Raw genomic sequence first — 24,328 nt, 5'->3', positions numbered from 1 at the left:
CAGCTTTTTTATTCATATTTCCCTTTAAGCGGCACAAAACGCACCAGGTTCAATAGAGTGGTCTTGAGCTTGCCGTTTTCATCTTTTTCAACAAGCTGAAGTTCCTGGCTGAAGGAAGAACCGACGGGGATGATCATTTTTCCGCCGGCAGCCAATTGACTGACCAATTCCTCCGGGATTTTAGACGCTGCCGCTGTGACCATGATCCGGTCGTAAGGGGCATTTTCCTGCCATCCGTAACTGCCGTCATCCAGTTTGAAGGAAATATTGTCATACCCCAATTCCCCAAGCCTTTCTTTCGCCCGGTTGTGCAATTCCTCAATCCGTTCAACGGTATAGACGCTACCTGAGAATTCAGCCAACAGCGCGGTTTGGAATCCGGAGCCGGTGCCGATTTCCAACACTTTTGAATCGGGTGCAAGGTCTAAGGCGAGTGTCATTTCAAGCACCAGCGAAGGCTGTGAAATTGTCTGTTCGTGTCCGATGGGGACAGCTTCGTCTGCAAATGCCATCTCTTTAAATCTGTCCATAAAAAAACTTCTGTCCAAATTGCGGAAAAACGCTTTGATTTCCCGATCCCTTTTCTTCACGATCACCACCATCTTTCGTTGGGATAATAATGCGCGGAAAACTGGTCTTATTAGTTATCCCTATTCGATAAAGAATCTGCTTTTCCTGTCGCGGTTTCTCTTTTATTTTCAGCATGCTGAAATGTTTCGTTCTGATTTGGATGCTTAAATAAGAAGATTTCGGGAATAAAATAACAGAGGAGTTGGTTTATATGTTCCAAGGTTATCAAACAGTCGAAGACATGATAAATAAATTCAATCCAAAATCCGAAACGGTGGAAACGGCAACATTCGGCATGGGCTGCTTCTGGGGACCGGAAGCGATGTTTGGAAGTTTGCAGGGCGTGCTCCGTACGAGAGTCGGCTTTGCAGGAGGAACTTCCCCGCAACCAACTTACCGCCATATGGGCGATCACACGGAGACAGTCGAAATTGATTTTGATCCAGCTGTCATCAGCTACGAAGATATTTTGCGGAAATTCTGGCTGAACCATTACCCGAACCGCGGCAATTATAAAGGCCGTCAGTATATTTCGTTGCTGCGTTACCATGGAGACCGGCAAAAGGAAACAATCGACAAAGTGAAACAGGAAATGGAGAAGCAGCTGCGCGAAACCATTGAAACCGACATCGCGGTCTTCGATAAGTTTACGCTGGCAGATGAAAGGCATCAGAAATATTACTTGAAGCGCTACCCGAATACGCTCAAACAATTAGAGGATCTGTTTCCGCAGATGGAACATCTTGTCGACTCTACATTTGCTGCGAGGCTGAATGGTTTTGTCAAAGGATTTGGCAAGCTGCCTTTATTGAAAAACGAAATTGCGGGCTGGAATATTGAAGAAGAGAATCGGGAAACTTTGCTCAATAAACTTGAAACAATCAAATGGTGACAACAGAGAAAAGCCCTCCAACTTAGGTGCGGCTTTTTTGGATTCTCCAAACTGGCAGGAAATGGTGCGCCAATTGGTGAATACCTATTTATTGGGATAAGGATTTCAAGCAGTGATTTGTTCTATAATAAATCTAATAGATAAAAAGATACTGGATAGCAGAGGAAATTCCGCTGTTCAGATTGAAGGGAAGTGAAGGCAGTGGAGACATCAAGACTGATATTGCTGCTGTTGCCGGTATTAGTGATCCAATTGGCCCTGATGATTTTTGCATTAGTGGATCTGGTTCGGAACCAATATATAAATGGGCCGAAATGGATGTGGGCCATCATAATTGTAGTGGTAAACATTATTGGACCAATTTTATACTTTGTTATTGGGAGGCGGAACGATTGAGCATATTGGAAGTGAACGGGCTGACAAAAGCTTACGCTGGCACGCTGGCTGTGGACCATGTATCTTTTGCTTTGGAAGAAGGAACGGCCACTGCGCTGATCGGGCCGAATGGTTCCGGCAAGACGACAACATTGTCCATGATCGCTGGTCTCTTAAAAGAGACAGAAGGATCGATACATAAAGATTTTAAATCGGGCGTAGGCTTCTTGCCGCAATACCCTCAGTTTTTCTCTTGGTTGAGTGCGCTCGAGTTTACTGAGATGGCAGCAAAAATCAGTGGAGTGGATGACAAAAATGTGCGCCAGCAATCAATCAGAACCCTTGAATTTGTCGGACTCGGAGCTGCGGTCAATAAAAAGACAGGCGCTTTCTCCGGAGGGATGAGGCAGCGGTTGGGATTGGCGCAGGCGATTGTGCACCAGCCGAAATTATTGTTGCTGGATGAACCGGTTTCTGCGCTTGATCCAACTGGACGGCGGGAGATTATGGATCTGCTGAAATCTTTGCAGAAGGATACGACGATTCTGTACTCGACGCATATCCTGAACGATGCAGAAGAGATGACCGATCAATTATTATTTCTGAAACAAGGGAAATTGGTTGAGCACGGATCACTGGCAGAGGTGAAGAACCGCTATGCAGAGCCGAAGATTCAACTTCGATTTGAATCGGAACAGGAGGCCGCGGCATTTCAAAGCCGTGTGCTTTGGCCAATGGATAGAAACAGGAATCTGATTGAACTTCCGCAGACAGATCATGGCCCTACAATGCAACAGGTGTTGGAAGTGCTGGCTCAAGAGGGCAGCGGCATTTCCGGAGTAAACAGAAAAAATGTTTCGCTGGAAGAAATTTTTCTGAAGGTGGCGGGGGATAAATGAGTCAATTTGGCGTTTTGTTAAAAAAGGAATGGCGGGAAAACCTGCGGAATTATAAATTGTTTTGGATACCTATCGTTTTTATCCTGTTCGGAATAATGGAACCGGTTTCCAATTACTTTCTGCCGCAAATCCTGGACTCTGTTGGGAATTTACCGGAAGGAACGGTGCTGGAATTTCCAACGCCGTTGCCAGAACAGATATTGGCCGCGATAATGGGGCAGTATCAGCTGGTAGGACTCCTGATTATTGCGCTGGCATATATGGGGACGATCGCTGGCGAACGGAGGAGCGGAACGGCTACATTATTATATGTGCGCCCTTTATCTTTCACGGCGTATTTTATGAGTAAATGGGTGATGGCCGCAATAATATCTTTGCTGAGTGTATGGCTCGGGTTCCTGGCGGGCTATTATTATACATATCTATTGTTTGGCAGCATTGATTGGGTGAATTTCCTGCAATTTGGAGCGAGTTATAGCTTGTGGATCCTATTAGTGGTTTCGATTGTACTCGTATCCAGTGCGCTGATGCCGAATGCTGGACTTGCTGCAGCGGTATCATTGGGCGTGATTTTCATCAGCCAGCTGATTGATAGTTTGTTCGGGGCATTTTGGCCGGTTTCTCCATTAAAGCTGCCGGCGTATGCAGCGTCTTGGCTGGATACAGCACCGAATTCAGGGGATTTCTGGTGGACTGCCGGATTGACAATAGTATTGATCGCGCTGCTGCTTGCACTGGGGATTTTTCTTTCTGAAAAGAAGGCTCCCACAACTAAGGTTTAAAGCGATATGCTGCAGCTGTGCGAAGTGAGCTGCAGCCTTTTCATTTTTATAAATAATATTGAAGCGTAGGATGGAAGAGGTGAAAAAATGCTTCATCATGTTGAGTTGAATGTTACGGATTTAAAAACTTCCAGGAAATTTTATGATATGCTGTTCCCGCTGCTCGGTTATTCGTTGTACCAGGAATGGCCTGAAGGTTTCAGTTACAGACAGGATAAAACATATATCGTTTTTGTCCAAACGCAGACAAGGTTTCTGGAGTTTGGCTATCATAGAAAAGCCGCAGGGCTGAATCATATTGCCTTTCACACATCGACTACTTCTGAAGTGGACGCGATTACAGAAAAAATGCAACAATCAGGTATAAAGATTCTTTATAGGGATCGCCATCCATATGCCGGGGGCAATGGAACATATGCAGTTTTTATGGAAGATCCTGATCGATTAAAAATCGAAATTACAGTTTCTGAAAGAGGGGAATTGGATGGATAAGCAAAATTCCGAGCGGTTTTTGGTCGCATTCAATAAAATCGAAAAAACAATGAAAAGTATGATAGACAGGAAAGATCATGTCAGTTTTTTTACGGCAATTGACCTGTCCAAAAAAGAGCACGCAGCAATCAGGAAGTATGAAGACGATTTGCGCGAATTCGGTGATTTACGGAATGCCATCGTCCATCACAGAACAGCAACGGAATACGTCATTGCAGAACCTCATACAGAAATTGTAGAATTGATTGAACATATTGAAATTCTGTTGTCACGTCCTGTGACAGTGGGGACGAGTTTTGCCAGGAAAGTTCATACTTTCAACTGGAACGACACTTTGAGAGAAGTATTACGAATGGTGAGAGATAAGAATTTCAAACATATTCCGGTTTATAAAGACGAGGATTTTTTAGGGCTTCTCACAGCCAATGGCATTATGAGGTGGCTTGCAGATACTGTGGATGAGGAAGTTATTTCCCGGGAAATAACGACGATGGCTGATATATTGAAATACGAGAAAAACGGGAACACTTTCCGTTTCATCGCGTCAAATACACCAGTCTACGAAGCAGAGGAGATTTTCAAGAACTCGGTAGTATCCGGCCATAAACTCGAGGCTTTATTAATTACACGGAATGGCAGGCAAGATGAGACATTGACGGGAATCATTACACCGATAGACCTGATCCAATCAGAATAGAAGGTAGATAAAATGAAAAAACTGGTGGTATTTCTTATAATTGCAGCAGCGCTTCTGTTTTTTTTGTGGGGAAGCAATAACTGGGTGCAAACTACAGAATATACGGTCTCCTCAGAAAAGTTGCCTGCATCGTTTGATGGCAAAAAAATTGTCCAGGTTTCCGATTTGCACAATGCCACATTCGGCAAAAATCAAGAAACATTGATTCAAAAAGTTAGGGAGGCAGAGCCCGACGTCATTTTCATCACGGGTGATCTCGTTGACAGCAACAGATATGACCTTGAGGTGGCGCTGGTTTTAATTGATGCATTGGTCGAAATGAGCGAAGTGTATTTTGTAACAGGCAACCACGAAGTGTCTTCGAATAAACTTGAAGAGATTGGCGAGGCACTTGTTGAACGCGGAGTGATTTATCTGGAAAACGAAGCGGTTGACTGGGAAATCGAAGGTGAAACCGTGCAGATAGCCGGTCTGCACGATGCGTTGATAAACCCCTATTATCATGATTACGATTATATGTATAGAGCCGTCACGGACGCTGAGCTGTCAGATGACTTTACTTTGCTTCTTGCACACCGTCCGGAACTGCTTTTCGTTTATGCGGAAAGTGGAATTGATGTCGTTTTCTCCGGGCATGCGCATGGCGGCCAGGTGCAGATTCCCGGGATTGGTGGAGTCTTTGCTCCCGGCCAGGGCTGGTTTCCGAGAATGACAGAGGGCATTTTCCAGCAGGATGATACGCAGTTAGTGTTAAGCCGGGGACTCGGAAACAGCGGATTTCCTCAGCGGATTTTTAATCTGCCCGAAATTGTTTCGGTTACGCTGGTCAAGGAATAAAGTCGTCTGTTCTTTTAGGAAGGGGAGTAAACATGATAAGCAAAAAGGAAATTTCCCTCACTTTATACGATAAAAAAATGTCGGTGGGCTATGAGCTACCTTCAGAACAGCTGCAATTCTCAAGGGTGCCGCAGGATATTATTGACCGCGATAAAGAGGATCCGTTAAAGCATTTCGTAATTATCCAAGTAAAAAACGAGACTGCAGGTTTTCTGGAACTCGATGAAACAGATGACAGGAAAAAGTATTCCAATAATCCCGAGGCTTTATTGCTGCGCGGGTTTTCGGTCAACCCTAAATTTCAGGGGCGCGGAATTGCAACCGGGTCAATTTATGCTTTACCGGAATTTATCCGCCGTGAATTTCCATCATTCAACGAAGTTGTCCTTGGGGTCAACGCCAAGAACAAGCCTGCGAAAAGGATTTTTGAAAAAGCAGGTTTCGAAGATACAGGCAGGCGCTTCATGCGTACAAGCGGAGAACAGATCGTAATGTGCATGAGAATTGAAAAGCAGCAGCAGACCTGAATCGTCTGTTGCTGCTTTTTTAATTTCTATTCAAAATACAAATGCTTATGGAGACTGCATCCGGGGTTAAATGACGCAGAGCAATTGGGGCATTCCGAAGCGCAGGCTAAATACTCTTCTATGGAAAGTTCATAACCGCAAGCGCCGCAAAGCACTGCTTTTTCAGCAAACTGCTCTTTCGGCCAAACCTGAGGATGACCACAGCCGACAGCCGCATGGCATTCAAAGCAAGGATAATATTTTCTGCAGCAATAAAATTTAATGGCGATCTGGTCGATTTCGGAATGGTAATGCCGGCAGCGGGTTTCCGGATCCACGTCCAACCCTATAACTGTCATGGTATGAGCCATAATAACCCTCCTGAGTTCAAAGATATGAATAGATGTTTTCTCTTTATCTCCTATGCTACTATGGAAGAGACAAATAATCGAATTGAATTCTTCGGGGCGGGGTGAAATTCCCCACCGGCGGTGAACAGCGCCCTGCTGTAAGTCCGTGACCCGTTAGCGGAACAGGTAACTGTGTTGCCTGTTCCGCTAACGGTGGAGCTGGTGAAAATCCGGCACCGACAGTTAAAGTCTGGATGGGAGAAGAATTCATTCCAATTTGTTATGTGCCACTTCTTTTCGATTACCGAATCGGAAGGAGAAATTTTTATGAAGTTACAAACGATACACTTGCGGTTTTTCATTGTTTGCAATCGAAATACAAAGGAACAGTCTCGCTCCCTCGAAATACAGAGGTTTTTGGGCATGCCTGGAATTTGTCTGCTTAAATTTCGTGAAAAGAAGACCGGCACATCGGTAATTGCAAAATCTTCAATACACTCTGCATCTCATTCCCCACCACCCGTTCGCCCCATGGTGGAAAAAAACCCATTTATTGAAATACCCGAAAGACAGTATGGAAGCCACAACTTAATAGAGGAGTGTGCCTGAATGTTCACAGGAATTGTGGAAGAAATGGGCCATGTCACAGCGCTTCGCGCAAAGCCACAGGCTATGGAATTGACGATTGCCTGCTCCCTCATTTTGGAAGACATCAAAAGAGGCGACAGCATATCGATCAACGGTGTCTGCCTAACAGTGTCTGCGCATGACCAGAAATCCTTTACGGTCGATGTCATTCCGGAAACTGTCCAATCATCGACGATGTCAGAGCTGCGGACCGGCTCCCGCGTCAATCTCGAACGGGCAATGCCGGCAATGGGCCGTTTCGGTGGCCATTTTGTCAGCGGCCATGTCGATGGCGTGGGTATTATTCGCTCGGTAAAAAAAGAGTCGAATGCCGTGACAAAGATAATTGAACTGGATGCCTCACTGATGAAGTATATGATGCATAAAGGTTCGATTTGCGTGGACGGAACGTCGCTTACGGTTTTTTCAGTCGGCAATAATACGGTCACCATTTCACTGATTCCCACAACCAGGGAAGATTCATTGCTCGGCGACAAAGGAATCGGCGCGCGCGTCAATATCGAATGTGATCTTTTGGCGAAGTATACAGAAAGAATCCAGCAGGCCGAAAAGCCTGGTATGTCCAGAAACTGGCTGGCAGAACAAGGATTCTAGAAGGAGGCATAAATTTGTTTTATACAGTAGAGGAAGCGCTGAAAGATTTGAAAGATGGGAAAACCGTAATCGTCATTGATGATGAAAACCGTGAAAACGAAGGGGATTTTATCGCCCTGGCTGATCACGCTACACCTGAAATCATCAATTTGATGGCTACCGAAGGCCGCGGTTTAATTTGTGTGCCCATTACAGAAGGGCTTGCAAAGCAACTCGGATTCGGCTTGATGACTGATAATAATACGGACGAATACGGTACTGCCTTTACAATCAGCGTTGACCATAAAGATTCGACAACAGGAATCAGCGCATTTGAACGTTCTCACACGATTCTGAGTATGGTTCAAGAAGGCGCGAAACCAGCTGACTTCAAGCGGCCGGGCCATATTTTCCCGCTGATTGCAAAAGACGGAGGTGTTCTTGAACGAACAGGACATACAGAAGCTGCGGTCGACCTGGCAAAACTGGCAGGTTCGGCTCCAGCAGGTGTCATCTGTGAAATCATGAATGTTGATGGCACAATGGCCAGGGTTCCGGATCTGATTAAAGTTGCAGAACGATTAAAGCTTGGCATTTTAACAATAAAAGACTTGATTGCATACCAGCAAAAAATTCAGGATGCGGGTTTAAACCACAGCCAAAAAGGAGAATGACAATGACAGTACATTTTGAAGGATATTTAAATGGAGAAGGATTACGCATCGGCATAGTTGTCGGTCGTTTTAATGAATTTATTACAGGGAAATTATTAAGCGGAGCGGAAGATGCATTGAAGCGGCATGGCGTTAATGAAGAAGATGTCTCAATTGCGTGGGTTCCCGGTGCTTTCGAAATCCCGTTGGTTGCCAAGAAAATGGCTGTCAGTGGAAAATATGATGCCATCATTACACTCGGAACAGTGATCCGCGGGGCTACACCGCACTTTGATTTTGTCTGCAGTGAAGTGGCAAAAGGCGTTTCCCGTGCGAGCGATCAATCTGAAATCCCGGTAATTTTCGGTGTGCTGACAACGGATTCCATTGAACAGGCTATAGAGCGCGCAGGAACAAAAGCGGGCAATAAAGGCTGGGAATCTGCAGCTGGCGCGATTGAAATGGCAAATCTGATGAAAAAAATATAAGTGAAATTTGTCTGAAAAAAGCCCGGAATCCCAATTCCGGGCTTTTTTCCTATTCCAATGTATTGCCTTCAGCGGGTATGGGGTTGTTTTTCAGCATGCCGGCAAAATGGAACGTATTATACGCGAGACGTTCAATTGCAGTTTTCGTGAAGTCATTGTCTCTGCCGGCATCCATGTAGGAATCCCCAGGCCCCGCTTCGCCGACCCAATAGGCATCGACATTCGGCGGGATGGTGAAGCCGATATGGGAGAGGCCATACAGAATCGAGGCCGCAGAATGCTTGGCGCCGTCTTCGTTGCCCGTTACGATGGCACCCCCGACTTTATTGTAGAAAACGGATTGGCCTTTATCATTCGTTTCGCTGCTGCTGCCGTAAAGGCGCTCGATCGCCTGTGTGCATAGCGAACTCTTTTCGCCGAGCCAGATGGGGGTGCCGATGATCAGGATATCGGCCGCCATCACTTTTTCGAATACTTTCGGCCATTCATCGCCGTCTCCCATGTCCTCCTGGACACCAAGGGCGATGTTATAATCCGCCAGTCGAACGATTTCCGATTCCACTCCAAGTTGATTGAAATGCACTTTTACATCTTCCATGAAGCCTTCCGTATGGGAAGGTTCTGATGTGCTTTTTAATGACGTGTTGAGAAATAAGGCTTTTAAATTCTGCATTTGAACACTCCTTTACTACGGATATTCTTTGTTATTCCCTGTGAGACAATTTTTATTCCTATATAAGTTGAACTAAAGAACCTATAGTAGTCGATATTCCGCAAAACAGCTTCGAAGACATTAGCCGTAGCATGCGAGGCTAAGTCTTTGCGACGAAGCAGCGAAGCGATGCAGGAGCACCCGAAGGGACTCGCACTTCGTCGAAACGAAGTTGGAAAGCCAACTCCGTTTCTGCTCCCCATGGCGTCTTCGCTGTTTTGCTCCATATCTAAGATACTCTTTCAATCAAAGCTACTTTCCCAGCGAAGGCGCGGCTTAGTCCAAAGCGCAGAAACGGTTTGTAAATGCTAATTCATTAGTTCAACATATATAGTGTTAAAATAGTTTGTAATGGATAGAACGATTATAATGAGGGTAGATATTTTAAAAGGGGGCGACTGGATTTGGTGAAAAAATTTGAAGATGAAGTTATGCAAACGATGAATAAGATGTTTGAAAATGAAATGAAAAAAGTCAATGATACGCTGGAACAGGATTTGCTGATTTCGTTGATCGGCGAGGTTAACGCAGGGAAATCCTCAACGGTGAATAAAATCATTGGCGAAGACATCGCGAGCACAAATCCTATGCCGGGCGAAACGGTCAGTGTCGACCCGTACAATATGCACGGACTCGAGAACATCAAGTTTATGGATACACCGGGACTGAATGATCCGAATGATGAAAATCCGAAAAAGACACTCGAATTCGTCCAGAAGTCGGATGTTGTGCTGTTTTTCCTGAATGCTGCGGGAACGGTTTTTTCCGACAGTGAAAAGGAGAAATTCACCGCCATCGAAAAGAATAATAAGGATATTCTGATTGTCCTGAACAAAATCGATGCAGCTGAAAATATCCCATCACTTATCCAATTCGTTAGGAGCCACACAAACAATAAATACAAAGTGATTCCGATTTCCTCGAAGACCGGTGAAAACCTGGAAGATTTGAAACGGGAAATTCTTGTGATCCTTGAAAAAAAAGGTAAAGACCTGCTTTTTGCCAAAAGCATGAAAGAAAAATCATCCGCAGCTACAAGATGGATTGTCGGCGCCGGCGTTTCCGCTGGAATTATCGGGGCGTCACCGATTCCGGGGTCGGATGTGGTGCCGCTAACCTCTCTTCAAGTAGGTCTGATCATCAAGCTGTCCAAATTGTACGACCAGCCGTTAACCAAAAAAGCTGCGCGGGATATGATTGTCATCACCGCAACGCAGACTGTAGGCCACACGATTTACAGGCAGGCGCTGAAATTCATTCCCGGAGCGGGGTCGGTCATTGGCGGTACTGTTGCCACGGCCATGACAGTGGCATTGGGCTATGGCGTGAAATATGCGTATGAAAATAATATTGCCATCGATTATGATTTTATCGGCGATTTATTTGAAAAGTATAAGATGAAGGCGAAAAAAGCCTGACAATGAAGCCACTCGAATTTTGAGTGGCTTTTTTATCGCTTGCTTAACGGGTGGCGGTGTTTTAACTTTAGTACATAGAGGCAGAGGAGGTTTGGGATGCATATATTAGTTGTCGAAGATAATCCGAGCGTCAGCACGATGCTGGAATTATTCTTTTCAAAAGAAGGGATTACTGGCGATTTTGCTTCAGATGGCATTGAAGGGCTCCGGAAATATGAGCAAAATGACTACGACTTGTTAATCCTGGACTGGATGCTGCCGGGTATGGACGGCATAACGGTCTGCAGAAAGATTCGGGAGCAGGGCGATCAGGTTCCGATTATTATGCTGACGGCAAAAGACAGTGAGTCGGATCAGGTGATCGGTTTTGAAATGGGCGCGGACGACTACGTGACGAAACCGTTCAGCCCGTTGACGCTGATGGCGCGGATAAAAGCCGTTACGAGAAGATCCCACACAGCGGAGACCGCAGATGACAGAATTCAAACCAGACATTTTCGCGTAAATAAGATTACACGTGAAGTGATGAAGGACGGTTCGGTTGTCGACAACCTGACGCCGAAGGAATATGACCTCCTGGTGTTTCTGCTGCAGCATCCCAAACAGGTTTTCAGCCGGGAACAATTGCTGGAACGGGTTTGGGGCTATCAGTTTTACGGGGATGAACGGACCGTTGACGTGCACATCAAACGGATCCGGAAAAAAATAACCGGCGGTGACCAGTGTTTCCACACCGTTTGGGGAGTGGGCTATAAATTTGAAGAACAAACGGATTAATTATTTTTATCAATTGATGGGCAGCCACCTCAGCATTTTGCTGATCTCTTTTCTGATCCTCAGCCTGCTGTTTGTCCGGTATGTTGAAGATTTCGCATACCAGGATAAAGCGGAAGAGCTGGAGAATTTTGGCCATCAAATATTAAGGGACCTGGAAGGACCCCGTCCGGCAGCCAATCTCGAACAATACGTCTCCATACTGCAGGCGCAAAATATAAATTTCATCGTCTTTGATCAGCAAAGCCGCATCCTGTATCCGATATCGGAAGCTTTTCCGCCGGTAGAATTGACGGTGGATGAATGGAATCTGATCGAGCGCGGCGAAACACTCGTCGTCAACCGTGATGTCGAGCGGTTTGAAGACACCGTAACCTTTGTTGCTCTGCCTTATGTGGAAGGCAATCAGCTTGCAGGAGGCGTGCTATTGGCTTCCCCGGTCAGCGGCACCAGCGAGATGATCTTTGAACTGAACCGGACCTTGCTGACGGCCATGCTGGCTGCGCTGGCAATAGCGCTTCTGCTGAGCTATCTGTTGTCGAAACTGCATGTCAGCCGGCTGCAGCGAATGCGGAAAGCAACCGCGATGGTCAGTGAAGGGAATTATAATGTGGAACTGCCGGAATCCGGTTATGATGAATTTGGCGATCTTGCGAAAGATTTTAATACAATGACGGCCAAGCTGCAGCAATCCAATGAAGAAATCGAGCGGCTCGAAAACCGGAGACGCCAATTCATGGCGGATGTGTCCCACGAAATGAGGACGCCTTTGACCACAATCGCGGGTGTGATTGAAGGCCTGCGCAGCGATATGATCGAAGAGGCGCAGCGTGAAAGGGGCATTCGCCTTGTCAGTGAAGAAACGAAAAGGCTGATGCGGCTGGTCAATGAAAATCTGGATTATGAAAAGATCCGGTCCAATCAGGTGACTTTGCTGAAGGAAACAGTGGACACACAGGAATTGCTGGAAATCATTCAAGAGCAAATGGAATTTCTGGCTGCGGAAAAGGGCAACACGATTCTAATTGACGCGCCGGAAGGCCAACAAGTTTTTGTGGATATGGACCGCATCATACAGGTCCTCACAAATATTGTGAAAAACAGCATCCAGTTTACCGAAAATGGTGAAATCCGGCTGCGCTCATCCTCGGAACCGGGATACACCATCATTGAAGTGGAAGACACGGGCAGTGGCATCGATGTGGAGGAAATAGATTTGATCTGGCGGCGCTTCTTCAAATCGGATGTCTCGCGCGGCAGCGGCCAATTCGGGCTGGGGCTATCGATCGTCAAACAATTAGTGGAGCTTCACGGAGGAGAAATCCGGGTGGAAAGTGAAAAGAACCGAGGTACAAAATTTATCGTCCGGCTACCGGATGATAAATGACGCAAAAGCGATTGCCGCTTTTGCGTCTCTTTTTTTTTGTCGCCGATTTTCTCAGATTCAAAGTTTCAATAAGAATTAATTCTTCGGTCATAGTTTGTTCATATTTGCCTGATACTCTTTATTTAACGGCATAACAGTTTGTCTGTAAGCGGGCGCTGTTGTGCGAATAAAGATGAAAACTCAAAACTCAGGAGGAATTCAAAATGGGCTATTATAATTCAACAGAACCGAAGAAAAACAATAAAGGGAATTTCGTTTCAGGATTTTCCGGCATTTTGGCTGGGGCGCTTCTTGCAGGAGTGGTGTTGCCAGGATTCATGGATACCGAACAGGGGATTGGTGAAGAACCGCAGCAAGTGGAAAATGTCGACGGACTGGAAAATGTTTCGTCAGTCGTCACTTCAGACGTGACGGAAGTGGTGGATGCAACGTCCGCGTCAGTGGTGGGGGTCACTAATTTACAGAGCGGCAAGCGAAGCCCACTCTCCCGCAGCGAAGACAGTGAGCCTCAAGCGGCTGGAGCGGGTTCAGGTGTCATCTATAAAAAAGAAGGTGATTCTGCCTTTATTGTGACGAATAATCACGTCGTTGAAGGGGCTGAGCAAGTGACAGTCACTCTTTCTGACGGCACGGAAATCGATGCGGAAGTTCTGGGAACAGATATCTGGACTGATTTGGCGGTGTTAAAAACAGCGGCAGACGACATTGAAGCAGTTGCGGAATTCGGAGATTCTTCTGTATTAAAAGCCGGAGAACCGGTCATCGCCATCGGAAATCCGCTGGGGCTGCAATTTTCGGGCTCAGTGACTACCGGAGTAATATCGGGTACCGAACGTTCAATTCCGATTGATATCAATAAAGATGGTGTAGAAGACTGGCAGGCAGAGGTGTTGCAGACGGATGCGGCCATCAATCCGGGGAACAGCGGCGGCGCCTTGATCAACAGTCAGGGACAATTGATCGGTATCAATTCGATGAAGATTGCCCAGGATGCGGTGGAAGGCATCGGCCTGGCGATTCCAATCAACTCAGCCATTCCGGTCATAGAAGACCTTGAAGCAAATGGGGAAGTTGAAAGACCGGCGTTGGGTGTATCGATCCTGGATCTGCAAAACGTTCCGGAACCGATGCGGCAAAGTGAATTGAATCTGCCGGCTGAAGTGGAAGAAGGCGTAGTAGTGGAAGCCGTAGCCGAAGGTTCTGGAGCTGAATCGGCCGGTCTGCAGAAAGCGGATGTGATTGTGAAAATGAACGGAGATGCAATTCCTTCGGTTCTGGAACTCCGCCAGTATCTGTATACAAAAGCGAGCGTGGGCGATACATTGAAAGTTCAATTCTATCGCGGCGCAGAACTGATGGATGCAGAGGTCACGCTGACAGAAGGCATGTAAACTGAATAGAGAACGTAAAAAGCTCTCCCGACTATGGGAGAGCTTTTTTACGTTCTATGAAAAAGTCTTGCGTTTATAAGTTCGTTAGTTCATCAACCCGAACAGATCGAAGGAAATCCCGAGTACAAGAATGATAAGCACAACGACGACAAATATGGCTACTCCGACTTTGATTTTGTTCATCTCTTTTACTTTCGGTTCTTCGAGTCCTTCTTTTCTTTCAGGAGGACGGTCCAGATTGTCTGTGCTGTCTCTCATATAATCCTTACGTTCCTGCGGTTCATTTTGATTTATATCTTTATGATCCTGTGGGTCATTCTGATTTTTATCATTCACTGCTTATGCCTCCCCGTTCTTAATAGTTACTTTCTATATACCCTTGGCAGGACGTTTTAATCCCGATACTTCTCTTCACGATCGAGTTCCCGTTTTGTTAAAGCTTTGGCCAATTCACGGCCAAACAATTGGGAAGAATGCGGGTCGCGTCCTGTCAAAATCCGGTCATTTGCCCAAACTGCGTATTGATTCTGGTCTTCCGCTTTCGAGTAATTGGCAATTCTGCTCAATTCATCTTCCAGACTGAAAGGCAGCAAGCCCTGAACTTCCTCCGGTTCCTTGTCGTTCGGATAGCCCGTCACATCGAGACCTTCCAGGAACGGACGCCCTTCCTTCGTTTTCGTATAGACGAGCGGGGCGGGACCGTGGCAAACTGCTGATACGATGCCGCCAAGTTCATAAACGATATTGATCATATTATGAAGTTCTTCACTATGTGCCAGGTCAAACATTGCGCCGTGACCGCCAACGATGAAAATGGCGTCATAATCACTTGCTTTGACATCGACGAGCGGTGTGGTTTTATCGGCGATACCCGATTCATATAATTTCTTATATTTCCCTTCTGGATCATAATCTTCGGACAGGCTGATCGGATCAACTACCGGTTTGCCGCCGAGCAATGTTGCCAAACCGACGGTATGTCCCTCTTTTTCCAACTCGTTGACGGGTGAGAATAATTCTTCCGCCCACCATCCTGTTACGTAATTGTTTTCATCATCCGTATATCCGCCTGAAAGTACGGCTAAAACTTTTGCCATGCTGTTTCCTCCTTGCCAATTGGATTCTCTATTTCTTCATTTACCCTTCAATGCATAACTGAAACACGGGGTGCAATTGGAAAGAGGTGCGGAAGGAATGAACTTCTATAAGTGACAAGTTGGGTTAGTGGTCAAATTTGTATTTTTATGTTAATAATCCATGTTTTTTTCCCTCTCATGCGGGTATTGAAAGGTTGCATATAAAATTATTGAAGGAGGCAATCGTGATGACTGATAAAGAGAAAAAACGCAATCTCGATCCTGAAAGAACGGAACAAAACGTGGAAAATAAAACACCGGTCACCAGAAAATTTAATGCCGGAGGCAACGAATCTGATTATGACGGAGGACATCCGGAGGACAGTCGGCCAAAAAGAGATGACCATTTAAAAAATGGGGAAGGATACGCCAGACGGCAGCATGGCAAAGATGAAATAGAAGATAGGTCTTAAATGGAAAAATACCCCCGGAGCATAAGGCTCTGGGGGTATTTATTGCTATAATTGTCTCGGTTCGTCATGCTCCGTGGTATGTGACGTTTCTCTCTGCTCCCAGACACGTTTCGTCAAATAGATATGGAAGAACCATTCTCCGGCAGCAATAATCGCAGCTGAGGAAAGAGCAGGCACAATCAGTGAGAAATCGGGATTTTCGATCAGCCACATTCCTCCAAGCCAAATGATTAAAAAGACCGCAACAAAATCTCCGGCAGTTGCTACCTTATTGGAAGTCTTCGGATAGATGATCAAATCTCCAACAAATCCAAGAACGGTAATAATGATGCTCAAGATGAACATTTCAAAAACTCCGACGCCGTATACCAATCCCAAAATGACGAAAATAACGGAAAAGACAATGGCAAACTTCATCAGCAAAGCCTCTAAATACCTCACCTCATGAACCTCCTGTTGTGGATTATGGTTATTCGCTGTATACCCGTTTTTTAATATATAAAGCATTTATTTGATAAAAAATGTAAAGGAAATGAAAAATGCACTCGATTGGCGGTCCACTACCTGCCAATCGAGTGCATTTGAAGTATTAGGAACTAATATAATCTCCGCCGTTTACGTGAATCGCCTGGCCGGTAACATAAGTGGAATCTTTGGAGGCCAAATAAACATAAGCTGGCGCAAGTTCAGAGGGCTGGCCTCGGCGTTCCATCGGCGTGTCTCCGCCGTGTTCGCCAACTTTTTCTGACCCGAAAGTTGACGGAATCAGCGGTGTCCAAATCGGGCCCGGCGCGACCGAATTGACCCGGATGCCCGAGTCGATCAGATTTTCAGACAAGGAGCGGGTGAATGCTGTAATGGCTCCTTTTGTTGCTGAATAATCGATCAAGGAAGGTGAGCCGCGATAAGCCGTTACTGATGAAGTATTAATGATTGAATCACCTTTTTGCATATGCGGAACTGCTGCCTGGGTCAAATAAAACATGGAAAAGATATTCGTTTCAAATGTTTCCATCAATTGATCCTGAGAAATGTTCAGGAAATCATCCTGCGGAAATTGCTTGCCGGCGTTGTTGACCAACACATTCAATTGGCCGAATTCCCCGATGACATCTACAATCAGCTGATTGCAGTTTTCAACTTTGCTGAGGTCGGTGGCGAATTTCACGCAATTGCTGCCATAGGACTCAACAGCTTTCACTGTTTCCTCGGCATCCTCATGTTCATCCAGATAGGCGATCGCAATATTGGCGCCTTCTTTTGCGAATGCGACAGCCACTGCGCGGCCGATGCCGCTGTCACCGCCTGTGATCAATGCTGTTTTGCCTTTCAGCTTTTCTGCACCTTTATAATCTTTATCATCGTAAATCGGTTCGGGATCCATCCGTTCTTCCAATCCCGGCTGGCGTTCCTGTTCCTGAGGGTCGATTGCTTCATCAATTTTCTCGTATTTATCTTTAGCCATTTTATCTCCTCCTGAGTTAGATGATTCCATAACTTTCCTATTCCCGATAGCCCCTGGGCTAAACGTGGCAGGCACCGTCACTTTTTATCCCGTTTTCTTCTGAAAATCCAGAATACGCCAATGAATACTGCGACGATACTTATAATTAAGGAAGGCATAAAATACGGAGGGCGATAGGTAAATACAATACGGTTTTCACCTTCTTCAAGCGGCACACCGACAAAAGCATAATTGGCTTTCAAGACTTCTGTTTTTGTGCCATTTACCGTAGCGTTCCAGCCGATTTCATACGGAATGACGGCCGATAAATATTCATCTCCCGCACTATTATCGTAAAGAATTTCCACTTTGCTGCCGTCGATTTTCAAATCTTTTACACCGGAAGATTCCGCCGCTTCCCGGTTCAGTGGTTCGTAATTTTCTTCAAACAATTGAAGCTCTGTCAGAAAATAACGCCCCTCGGGCAAGCGGATGCGGACCCTATCCTGGGAAGGGATACGAAGTGTCAGGTCGTCTACATAAGTTTTGTAAACGGATTCGTTTGATTTTCGTGAAGTGACGTAGTCGTTGACCGATAGATTAAAGCCTGCGTCTGCCGCTGTATTTACAAGATTGAAAGAAACGTAAAGGTCTCCGGGGCCGTCTGTGGGATCTTCCCATACCAGATCGATGCCGCCTGTTTCAGCGGAGACTTCCAAAACCCCGTCTTCATAGCTGGCATTTTCTTCTTCGATCGTGAACTTTGAAGTAATATCCCCGGTCACTTGTATCGGACTGCCTTCTTCTTCTGTATCCAGCACAATGCCGTTAAGCATTGCGTGTTCCCGGACAAGGGGAGGGTGCATGGTCAATTTGTCTTCCTGGTAGACATCTGTTGCTCCTCGCGCGAAAGGAAGCAGATTTTCATTTTCGTAAACCCGGTAATTTTCAGAAACAAGAATCTCGTTAAAACCATATGGAATGTTGGTGTCTTCGGCAGGGCGGATAATATATTTTCCGCGCACCAGGCTGAAGAGATTCGCACGATTGCCGAGCGTCGCATAGCGGCTGACACTTTCACGCTGCATATCTATTTCCAAATCATACAAATAAAAATACAGGAGATTCTCATTCAATATACTTGAATATGAACTAAGGCCCTGAAAATCCTGGACGATCGGTGTATTATTGCGGACACCCTGCATCCATTCGATCCGGTACATCTCGTCGTTTTCGAGGGCGTGGATTTGTTCCAGCAAGCTGCGGATTTCAGGATCGTCGTAGTCTTCACCGGTAATCAGTTCTTTATTGACCTCCCAGACACTGCCCATCTCCAGAATCTTTTCGGATTGGTAGAAATTTGCGAAGACAATCAGCCACGCCAATAAAACACTGCCTACAATTTTAATTCCAATAGCTTCCCGGAAATGAACGGCTGCCCAAACGGCAGCGAGTGTTGCCAGCAATCCGCCGATCACAATGCCAGATTCAATCCAGTCGAATTCGAAAGCGGGATCCAGGAGCGCAGAAATGGTATAGAAGGAAACAGTGAGTGCGGCAGCAATGAGCAAGCTGCGGCGGGGAATCTTGGCAAGCATTCCCAACCCGCTGGCAATCGCGCCGCCGGCTGCAAAGGAAATAAAATATTCCCAGCGGTATTGCGGTGCGGAAAATCCGTTAAAGGCGCTGCTGACCAGCGGACTCAAATGCATAAGCACGCTGGCAATTCCTATTAAAGCGAAAAGGCGGAAGGTTTTATTGCGGTAAAAACGGAAAGTGAAGAGAAACAGCACAAAAAGCGCCGGCAAAATAATGTAGCGGCTTGAAAAAAGAATGTTGTCAATAGGTTCGAAAATTGGGATGTCCTGCTGAAAAGGGGGACGATGATTATTCAGATAGGCATAAACTGCCGGTATGAATCCTACTGCGCCCACACCAAAACCGACGATTCCCGCTGTCAGGAACGTCAGCAGCTTTTTCTTTCTCTCTCCTTCGGCGTCCGTCAGCGGGATGAACAGCCGGAACAGGAGATAGATGCCGGCCAGCAGGAAGTTGATATAGGCAAAATAGAAATTATCGAAAAATGAAATGGACACCGCCAGCAGGAACCAGCCTGGCTTTTGTTCCCTCAGAATTTTTTCGATGCCGAGCACAAGCAAAGGGAACCATAAAAATGCATCCGCAAAAAACTCCCAGTAAACCGTGTGGCGCAAGAACATTCCAGATATCGCATAAACAGAAGCTCCGAACAATGAAGGCCAATAAGGAAGTTTCATATAGATAAAGACACGGGCCGTGATGAACAGCACCAGGCTCATGCGGATAACGCTGATGAAAACCGCGGCGTTGGCCCAGAACAGGACGTCGGGCACATCAATTAGCCCGGTCGTTTCCAATAACCAGACAAAAGGTATAGTCACCAGAAACACGATGGACGTTGAAAAATAATAAGCCAGCTCGCTGAACGTGCCGGCACCCAACCCGAAATCGAAGGAATAGAAAAATTCCCCGTTCGTATATTGTTCATACAGAAGATGCTTGAATGGCATCATTTGGGACAGGCCGTCATTGATGCCTGTCATGTACTGTCCTTGTGTCCATTGATAAAGGAAGACTCCGTGTGCAAGAATCGCAAGCGTAAAACTGACCGCCAGGAGCCACCAATATGGATGTTTTTTTAACATGAATTCACCGACTTTTAACTTATTTCTGCCTCACGGGGTCTTTCATAATTTTGCTGGAAACGACGAAAGTAATGGGCACTGTAAAAATCACCGCGGCAAAAGGCGCGATGTTACTGTTTAATTTCAGGTACTCGACAAATATAAAAATCAGGATCGTCGAGACCGTCATATTGACCACTTGGGTCAAAGGGAAAAACAGGTATTTCTTGATAGTGGGTTTCACCCTGTACGTTACGTAAGTGTTCAGGAAAAACGACACATTCAGGCTGATGAGAAAGCCGACAAGATGAGCAATCATGTATGGCAATGAAAACAAATTATGGAGGATCAGGTAAATCGAATAATAACTCAGGGTATTGATGACACCGACAAATAGAAAACGTGTAAATTCTGTATTCAACGATTTAAGACTCATCGTATTCATCCACATTGCTGAGTTCCACCAGGAAATTTGGCCGGCGTTTTGTTTCATTATAAATGCGTCCGATGTACTCCCCGATCACACCGAGGCTGATCAGCTGAATTCCGCCGAGAACCAGAATGGCCGTAATCGTAGTGAAGTAACCCGGAGCGGTAACGCCTCTCTGTGAAATCTGGTATAAGGTAAATGCAATATACGCCAGCGAAAGGAGCAGAACGATAAAACCTGTATAGAAACAAATCCGCAGCGGTTTCGTATTAAACGAAATGATGCCATCGATGCCGTAGTTGACGAGGCTGGAGAAGGACCATTTGGACGAGCCGCCTTCACGGAGAACATTTTCATAACAAATGGTCTTTTTGCTCAATCCGATCCAGGAATACAAGCCTTTCGAAAATCGGTTGTTTTCACTGAGCAGTAAAAGGGAGTCGATCGCTTTTCTGCTCATCAGCCGAAAATCGCCTTCGCCATCAGCCAGGTCGATGTCGGTAATCGAGTTGATCAGTTTGTAATATAAACCGGACAGGAAAGTGCGTACTTTGGGATCACCGGTCCGGGTTCGTTTGGCCACTACCTGATGGAAACCGGCCTCATATCCATCGAGCATTTCGGAAATGAGTGTCGGCGGATGCTGAAGATCGCTGTCCATCAGAATGGCCGCATCTCCTTTGACTCTTTTCAGTCCTGCAAGAATGGCTGCTTCCTTGCCAAAATTTCGTGTGAAGGAAATATACTTCACATAATTGAATTGCTCGGCAAGTTTCAGGATTTCTCCCAATGTGCCGTCCCGGCTGCCGTCGTTGATAAATAATATTTCATATCTATAAGGAACTGCTTCGAGTTCCTGTACCAACTTTTCATGGATGGAAGAGATATTTTCTTCTTCGTTGTAAGCTGGAACCATAACCGAGATCAACTTCATGTTTGAACTCTCCTCTGTATTAATGTATGAAAAATATCCCCTTGCGATGTATACCCGAAATGCAGAGAAATTATGTGTAACCGGGAACGCTATTTTGAAGATTAAACATCTTTTGAACTATACAATGTGGATGTTGTGTGAAACTTTATGGAATCTTGTCCGTATACTATAAAGAACGGCGGAAAAATGAAAAGAAATACCATTTTTCAGAAAATTCCGCTTAAACTGATTGACACAGAAATTGGGAAATGCTAGGTTTAAGGTTGGGGAGCAGGCCCTTCTATAGCAAGCGGCTCAACCCTTAGAATTGAAATTTTCCGCATATACAAATAGTATTGACTATAGAATACATAAAAACGAATGGAGAGTGTTAAGAGTGGGTATCAATTTAGTAAAAGGCCAAAAGATCGATTTGACAAAAGGACGTTCTTCTCTATCAAGCATCATGGTCGGACTTGGGTGGGATCCGGTGGAAACAAAGAAAAGCGGCGGATTCCTAAGCGCATTGCTTGGCGGTGGCGGCGGTGGTTCTGACATCGACTGTGACGCATCTGTCATCATGCTTGATGAAAACGGCAAACTTGCAGGGAAAGAAAACCTGATCTATTTCGGCAATAAACAAAGCCGCGACGGCAGTGTTGTCCATACCGGCGATAACCTGACGGGAGAAGGCGAAGGGGACGATGAAACGATCAATATCGACCTTAAGCGAATTTCTCCATCAATTGACCGTTTAATTTTTGTGGTCAACATTTACAACGCTAAACAGAAAAAACAGGATTTTGGCATGATTGAAAACGCATTTATCCGCCTGGTCGACAATCAGACTAAAGAAGAATTGATCCATTATAATCTGACTGAAAATTATGCAGGCAAAACTTCATTGATTGCGGGAGAATTATATCGCCAGGACAATGAATGGAAATTCTCAGCTGTAGGAGAAAGCACGACAGATTCTGATATTGGTTCAATCGCCAATAAATACGCTTAAGGAGTGTTTATAGATGGCAATAAATTTATCTAAAGGACAAAAAGTCGATTTGACAAAAAGCAATCCGGGCTTGTCCAAAGTAGTCGTTGGACTGGGTTGGGATACGAATAAATACGACGGCGGCCAGGATTTCGACCTTGATTCATCGGTATTCCTGCTGGATGCCAATGGCAAAGCCGCATCAGAAGCTGATTTTGTCTTCTATAATAATACAAAAGGTGCCGGCGGTGCTGTGGAACATACAGGCGATAACCGTACAGGTGAAGGAGAAGGCGATGACGAGCAGGTGAAAGTTGATCTTTCTGCCATACCTTCTTCCATCGAAAAAGTGAGTTTTGCAATTACGATCCACGACGGGGAAGCGAGAGCTCAAAATTTCGGACAGGTCAATAATTCCTATGTACGGATCGTTAATGAAAATACAAATGAAGAATTGATCCGCTATGACTTGGGTGAAGACTTCTCCATTGAAACAGCTATCGTTGTGGGTGAATTATATCGCCACGGCAACGAATGGAAATTCAATGCCATCGGCAGCGGCTATCAAGGCGGCCTCGGATCGCTGGTCAAGGATTTCGGACTCGACAGCTGATCCGGTAAGTTGAAAAAGCAAGGGGCTGGGCTCCTTGCTTTTTTCTCGATTCAGATGGGAAATCGTATACATCGTCTTTTCAACTTATATATATAAAGCTTTAATTTAATTGTGCCGGGAGGAATTCATATTGAGACATTTCAACGCTTTGAATGATTCTGAGTTAAAAACACTTTTCAAATATCCCCCGGCAGAATTTAATCGAGATACGGAACGGGAAATGCTTGGGCTGGCGTTGGGTGCTGCACTCTATACACCTGGCTCAAGACCTGATTTCGCAGCTAAGATTATAGCCGGTAGTTATCGGCGGGACACATTCGCCGGCTTGGCAACTTTGATGGTTTGCCTGGAAGACGCAGTGGCGGACACGGAATTGGAGTCGGCTGAAGCAAATGTCATTTCACAACTGAAAGAGCTGGAAGGGGCTTCCGTTTCCGATGCCAAAGAGAGTCCGTTGCTGTTTTTGCGCATCCGTAATTCTGCTCAATTGGATAAGCTGACACATTTGGCCGGCAGCGCACTGGGTGTGCTGACTGGCATCGTACTGCCTAAAGTACAGGCTGCCGATTTGGAACCTTTTTTCTCAGCTCTTGACCGTGCCAGTGAAAGTGCAGGCAGAATGTTATATGCATTGCCGCTTCTGGAAACGGAAGAAGTTTTATTTGCCGAAACACGTGAGCAGGCGTTATTGGAAATTTACAGTAAATTACGCAAAGAAAAAGACAGGATTCTAACGATACGAGTTGGAGCTACCGATTTCTCCAGTCTTTATGGCTTAAGACGCCCGGTGGAGCGGACAATTTATGACGTGCATCTGATCAGGGATTGCCTGATTTCGATACTGAATAAATTTACAAAAGCCGAAGATGGATTTATTGTTTCGGGGCCTGTTTATGAGTACTTTACATCCGAGACGGACGGCTGGCTGACATCAAAACCAGAAAAGGTCCTATGGGAAGAAGTGCAATTGGATGTTCTGAATGGCTTTAAAGGGAAGACTTGTATCCATCCTTCCCAAATAGCGATTGTGAATGCGGGGCATATCATTTCGCATGAAACCTATGAAGATGCCATGCTCATCTTGGCGAAGAGCGGCACTTTTAATGGAATTCTCCAAAGTCCGCAGCGCAATAAAATGAATGAAGTAAAACCGCACCTGAGCTGGGCGAAAAAAGTGGCTGCTCAAGCGGAAATATACGGGGTGCTGAATGAACATTACAAACCAATCGATGTCCTCAATCATTTGCGAGCGAAACAATTTGCAAACCAGGTATAGATACT

The 24,328-nt window shown here is 45.6% G+C and carries 29 protein-coding genes and 1 riboswitch; of the genes, 19 read left to right on the top strand and 10 right to left on the bottom strand.

From position 1 onward, the window contains the following. Window positions 1–8: 8 nt before the first annotated feature. A complete protein-coding gene (locus DHX103_RS05085) occupies window positions 9–530 on the bottom strand; it encodes a protein-L-isoaspartate(D-aspartate) O-methyltransferase (RefSeq protein ID WP_422124193.1) in 522 nt (173 codons plus the stop codon). A gap of 251 nt (window positions 531–781) precedes the next feature. Here DHX103_RS05085 and msrA point away from each other — a divergent pair, with 251 nt between their 5' ends. The 8 genes from msrA to DHX103_RS05045 all read left to right on the top strand — a co-directional run bounded on the left by msrA (window position 782) and on the right by DHX103_RS05045 (window position 6,071). After that, window positions 782–1,462: a peptide-methionine (S)-S-oxide reductase MsrA gene (gene msrA, locus DHX103_RS05080; RefSeq protein WP_422124192.1), complete on the top strand. Its 681-nt coding sequence runs from the start codon at window positions 782–784 to the stop codon at window positions 1,460–1,462. Between the two features lie 201 nt (window positions 1,463–1,663). Then, window positions 1,664–1,858 carry a PLDc N-terminal domain-containing protein gene (locus DHX103_RS05075; protein ID WP_422124191.1) on the top strand — a complete coding sequence of 65 codons (195 nt, stop codon included), beginning with the start codon at window positions 1,664–1,666 and terminating at the stop codon, window positions 1,856–1,858. Next, window positions 1,855–2,736 (top strand): ATP-binding cassette domain-containing protein, encoded by an 882-nt coding sequence (locus DHX103_RS05070; protein WP_422124190.1) that lies wholly within the window; start codon window positions 1,855–1,857, stop codon window positions 2,734–2,736. Before DHX103_RS05075 ends, DHX103_RS05070 begins: the two co-directional genes overlap by 4 nt. Next, window positions 2,733–3,518 (top strand): ABC transporter permease, encoded by a 786-nt coding sequence (locus DHX103_RS05065; RefSeq protein ID WP_422124189.1) that lies wholly within the window; start codon window positions 2,733–2,735, stop codon window positions 3,516–3,518. Before DHX103_RS05070 ends, DHX103_RS05065 begins: the two co-directional genes overlap by 4 nt. Before the next feature lie 87 nt (window positions 3,519–3,605). After that, window positions 3,606–4,010: a VOC family protein gene (locus DHX103_RS05060; RefSeq protein ID WP_422124188.1), complete on the top strand. Its 405-nt coding sequence runs from the start codon at window positions 3,606–3,608 to the stop codon at window positions 4,008–4,010. Then, complete coding sequence (locus tag DHX103_RS05055; RefSeq protein WP_422124187.1) at window positions 4,003–4,707, top strand: CBS domain-containing protein; 705 nt, start codon at window positions 4,003–4,005, stop codon at window positions 4,705–4,707. Before DHX103_RS05060 ends, DHX103_RS05055 begins: the two co-directional genes overlap by 8 nt. A gap of 12 nt (window positions 4,708–4,719) precedes the next feature. After that, the gene (locus tag DHX103_RS05050; protein ID WP_422124186.1) at window positions 4,720–5,544 is read left to right on the top strand and encodes a metallophosphoesterase; all 825 of its coding nucleotides are present in this window, start codon (window positions 4,720–4,722) and stop codon (window positions 5,542–5,544) included. Window positions 5,545–5,576: 32 nt separating this feature from the next. Continuing rightward, window positions 5,577–6,071: a GNAT family N-acetyltransferase gene (locus DHX103_RS05045; RefSeq protein ID WP_422124185.1), complete on the top strand. Its 495-nt coding sequence runs from the start codon at window positions 5,577–5,579 to the stop codon at window positions 6,069–6,071. A gap of 26 nt (window positions 6,072–6,097) precedes the next feature. Here DHX103_RS05045 and DHX103_RS05040 read toward each other — a convergent pair whose 3' ends face one another. Next, complete coding sequence (locus DHX103_RS05040) at window positions 6,098–6,421, bottom strand: CHY zinc finger protein (RefSeq protein WP_422124184.1); 324 nt, start codon at window positions 6,419–6,421, stop codon at window positions 6,098–6,100. Between the two features lie 83 nt (window positions 6,422–6,504). Then, window positions 6,505–6,670, top strand: a riboswitch (FMN riboswitch). Between the two features lie 339 nt (window positions 6,671–7,009). Between DHX103_RS05040 and ribE (DHX103_RS05035) the strand changes: the two genes are divergently transcribed. The 3 genes from ribE (DHX103_RS05035) to ribE (DHX103_RS05025) are packed head-to-tail and all read left to right on the top strand — an operon-like array spanning window position 7,010 to window position 8,762. Continuing rightward, a complete protein-coding gene (gene ribE, locus DHX103_RS05035) occupies window positions 7,010–7,642 on the top strand; it encodes a riboflavin synthase (RefSeq protein WP_422124183.1) in 633 nt (210 codons plus the stop codon). A 14-nt stretch (window positions 7,643–7,656) separates the two neighbouring features. Then, the gene (gene ribB / locus DHX103_RS05030; RefSeq protein WP_422124182.1) at window positions 7,657–8,295 is read left to right on the top strand and encodes a 3,4-dihydroxy-2-butanone-4-phosphate synthase; all 639 of its coding nucleotides are present in this window, start codon (window positions 7,657–7,659) and stop codon (window positions 8,293–8,295) included. Between the two features lie 2 nt (window positions 8,296–8,297). Continuing rightward, window positions 8,298–8,762 (top strand): 6,7-dimethyl-8-ribityllumazine synthase, encoded by a 465-nt coding sequence (ribE, locus tag DHX103_RS05025; protein ID WP_422124181.1) that lies wholly within the window; start codon window positions 8,298–8,300, stop codon window positions 8,760–8,762. Window positions 8,763–8,811: 49 nt separating this feature from the next. Here ribE (DHX103_RS05025) and DHX103_RS05020 read toward each other — a convergent pair whose 3' ends face one another. Further along, window positions 8,812–9,435 (bottom strand): flavodoxin family protein, encoded by a 624-nt coding sequence (locus DHX103_RS05020; protein ID WP_422124180.1) that lies wholly within the window; start codon window positions 9,433–9,435, stop codon window positions 8,812–8,814. 443 nt (window positions 9,436–9,878) lie between these two features. Between DHX103_RS05020 and DHX103_RS05015 the strand changes: the two genes are divergently transcribed. From DHX103_RS05015 to DHX103_RS05000, 4 genes are all read left to right on the top strand, one after another. Continuing rightward, entirely contained in the window at window positions 9,879–10,892 is a 1,014-nt protein-coding gene (locus DHX103_RS05015) for a YcjF family protein (protein ID WP_422124179.1), read from the top strand. A 96-nt stretch (window positions 10,893–10,988) separates the two neighbouring features. Next, entirely contained in the window at window positions 10,989–11,669 is a 681-nt protein-coding gene (locus tag DHX103_RS05010; protein WP_422124178.1) for a response regulator transcription factor, read from the top strand. After that, window positions 11,650–13,053 (top strand): ATP-binding protein, encoded by a 1,404-nt coding sequence (locus DHX103_RS05005; protein ID WP_422124177.1) that lies wholly within the window; start codon window positions 11,650–11,652, stop codon window positions 13,051–13,053. The genes DHX103_RS05010 and DHX103_RS05005 overlap by 20 nt, the downstream gene beginning before the upstream one ends. Before the next feature lie 203 nt (window positions 13,054–13,256). Next, complete coding sequence (locus DHX103_RS05000) at window positions 13,257–14,444, top strand: S1C family serine protease (RefSeq protein WP_422124176.1); 1,188 nt, start codon at window positions 13,257–13,259, stop codon at window positions 14,442–14,444. Window positions 14,445–14,528: 84 nt separating this feature from the next. On the opposite strand, the gene DHX103_RS04995 is transcribed toward DHX103_RS05000, so the two are convergent. Continuing rightward, window positions 14,529–14,780, bottom strand: coding sequence for a hypothetical protein (locus DHX103_RS04995; RefSeq protein ID WP_422124175.1), 252 nt, complete (start codon window positions 14,778–14,780; stop codon window positions 14,529–14,531). Between the two features lie 56 nt (window positions 14,781–14,836). After that, window positions 14,837–15,541 (bottom strand): type 1 glutamine amidotransferase domain-containing protein, encoded by a 705-nt coding sequence (locus DHX103_RS04990; protein ID WP_422124174.1) that lies wholly within the window; start codon window positions 15,539–15,541, stop codon window positions 14,837–14,839. Between the two features lie 227 nt (window positions 15,542–15,768). Here DHX103_RS04990 and DHX103_RS04985 point away from each other — a divergent pair, with 227 nt between their 5' ends. Next, window positions 15,769–15,993, top strand: a complete 225-nt coding sequence (locus DHX103_RS04985) for a hypothetical protein (protein ID WP_422124173.1) — start codon at window positions 15,769–15,771, stop codon at window positions 15,991–15,993. A 45-nt stretch (window positions 15,994–16,038) separates the two neighbouring features. Here DHX103_RS04985 and DHX103_RS04980 read toward each other — a convergent pair whose 3' ends face one another. The 5 genes from DHX103_RS04980 to DHX103_RS04960 form a co-directional block, all read right to left on the bottom strand. Beyond that, complete coding sequence (locus DHX103_RS04980) at window positions 16,039–16,434, bottom strand: DUF2512 family protein (protein ID WP_422124172.1); 396 nt, start codon at window positions 16,432–16,434, stop codon at window positions 16,039–16,041. A gap of 148 nt (window positions 16,435–16,582) precedes the next feature. Further along, complete coding sequence (locus DHX103_RS04975; RefSeq protein ID WP_422124171.1) at window positions 16,583–17,458, bottom strand: SDR family oxidoreductase; 876 nt, start codon at window positions 17,456–17,458, stop codon at window positions 16,583–16,585. Window positions 17,459–17,535: 77 nt separating this feature from the next. Beyond that, on the bottom strand, window positions 17,536–20,121 hold the full coding sequence (locus DHX103_RS04970; protein WP_422124170.1) for a YfhO family protein: 2,586 nt from the start codon (window positions 20,119–20,121) through the stop codon (window positions 17,536–17,538). A gap of 19 nt (window positions 20,122–20,140) precedes the next feature. Continuing rightward, a complete protein-coding gene (locus DHX103_RS04965; protein ID WP_422124169.1) occupies window positions 20,141–20,536 on the bottom strand; it encodes a GtrA family protein in 396 nt (131 codons plus the stop codon). Then, window positions 20,526–21,464, bottom strand: a complete 939-nt coding sequence (locus DHX103_RS04960; RefSeq protein WP_422124168.1) for a glycosyltransferase family 2 protein — start codon at window positions 21,462–21,464, stop codon at window positions 20,526–20,528. Before DHX103_RS04960 ends, DHX103_RS04965 begins: the two co-directional genes overlap by 11 nt. A 376-nt stretch (window positions 21,465–21,840) precedes the next feature. On the opposite strand from DHX103_RS04960, the gene DHX103_RS04955 reads away from it, so the two are divergent. From DHX103_RS04955 to DHX103_RS04945, 3 genes are all read left to right on the top strand, one after another. Continuing rightward, complete coding sequence (locus DHX103_RS04955) at window positions 21,841–22,455, top strand: TerD family protein (protein WP_422124167.1); 615 nt, start codon at window positions 21,841–21,843, stop codon at window positions 22,453–22,455. Window positions 22,456–22,468: 13 nt separating this feature from the next. Further along, window positions 22,469–23,047, top strand: coding sequence for a TerD family protein (locus tag DHX103_RS04950; RefSeq protein ID WP_422124166.1), 579 nt, complete (start codon window positions 22,469–22,471; stop codon window positions 23,045–23,047). Between the two features lie 130 nt (window positions 23,048–23,177). Next, window positions 23,178–24,323 (top strand): HpcH/HpaI aldolase/citrate lyase family protein, encoded by a 1,146-nt coding sequence (locus tag DHX103_RS04945; protein ID WP_422124165.1) that lies wholly within the window; start codon window positions 23,178–23,180, stop codon window positions 24,321–24,323. The last annotated feature ends 5 nt before the right edge of the window (window positions 24,324–24,328 follow it).

It is taken from the genome of Planococcus daihaiensis, assembly GCF_049262615.1.
Taxonomy (GTDB): domain Bacteria; phylum Bacillota; class Bacilli; order Bacillales_A; family Planococcaceae; genus Planococcus.
This window is presented reverse-complemented; position numbering and strand designations above follow the sequence as displayed.

Coding starts and splice junctions, on each gene's coding strand:
- ribE (WP_422124183.1), top strand. CDS start 7,010: ATGTTCACAGGAATTGTGGAAGAAATGGGCCATGTCACAGCGCTTCGC.
- DHX103_RS05050 (WP_422124186.1), top strand. CDS start 4,720: ATGAAAAAACTGGTGGTATTTCTTATAATTGCAGCAGCGCTTCTGTTT.
- DHX103_RS04990 (WP_422124174.1), bottom strand. CDS start 15,541: ATGGCAAAAGTTTTAGCCGTACTTTCAGGCGGATATACGGATGATGAA.
- DHX103_RS04985 (WP_422124173.1), top strand. CDS start 15,769: ATGACTGATAAAGAGAAAAAACGCAATCTCGATCCTGAAAGAACGGAA.
- DHX103_RS04970 (WP_422124170.1), bottom strand. CDS start 20,121: ATGTTAAAAAAACATCCATATTGGTGGCTCCTGGCGGTCAGTTTTACG.
- DHX103_RS05040 (WP_422124184.1), bottom strand. CDS start 6,421: ATGGCTCATACCATGACAGTTATAGGGTTGGACGTGGATCCGGAAACC.
- DHX103_RS05000 (WP_422124176.1), top strand. CDS start 13,257: ATGGGCTATTATAATTCAACAGAACCGAAGAAAAACAATAAAGGGAAT.
- ribE (WP_422124181.1), top strand. CDS start 8,298: ATGACAGTACATTTTGAAGGATATTTAAATGGAGAAGGATTACGCATC.
- DHX103_RS05060 (WP_422124188.1), top strand. CDS start 3,606: ATGCTTCATCATGTTGAGTTGAATGTTACGGATTTAAAAACTTCCAGG.
- DHX103_RS04975 (WP_422124171.1), bottom strand. CDS start 17,458: ATGGCTAAAGATAAATACGAGAAAATTGATGAAGCAATCGACCCTCAG.
- DHX103_RS05045 (WP_422124185.1), top strand. CDS start 5,577: ATGATAAGCAAAAAGGAAATTTCCCTCACTTTATACGATAAAAAAATG.
- DHX103_RS04950 (WP_422124166.1), top strand. CDS start 22,469: ATGGCAATAAATTTATCTAAAGGACAAAAAGTCGATTTGACAAAAAGC.
- msrA (WP_422124192.1), top strand. CDS start 782: ATGTTCCAAGGTTATCAAACAGTCGAAGACATGATAAATAAATTCAAT.
- DHX103_RS05020 (WP_422124180.1), bottom strand. CDS start 9,435: ATGCAGAATTTAAAAGCCTTATTTCTCAACACGTCATTAAAAAGCACA.
- DHX103_RS04960 (WP_422124168.1), bottom strand. CDS start 21,464: ATGAAGTTGATCTCGGTTATGGTTCCAGCTTACAACGAAGAAGAAAAT.
- DHX103_RS05085 (WP_422124193.1), bottom strand. CDS start 530: ATGGACAGATTTAAAGAGATGGCATTTGCAGACGAAGCTGTCCCCATC.
- DHX103_RS05065 (WP_422124189.1), top strand. CDS start 2,733: ATGAGTCAATTTGGCGTTTTGTTAAAAAAGGAATGGCGGGAAAACCTG.
- DHX103_RS05010 (WP_422124178.1), top strand. CDS start 10,989: ATGCATATATTAGTTGTCGAAGATAATCCGAGCGTCAGCACGATGCTG.
- DHX103_RS05055 (WP_422124187.1), top strand. CDS start 4,003: ATGGATAAGCAAAATTCCGAGCGGTTTTTGGTCGCATTCAATAAAATC.
- DHX103_RS04965 (WP_422124169.1), bottom strand. CDS start 20,536: ATGAGTCTTAAATCGTTGAATACAGAATTTACACGTTTTCTATTTGTC.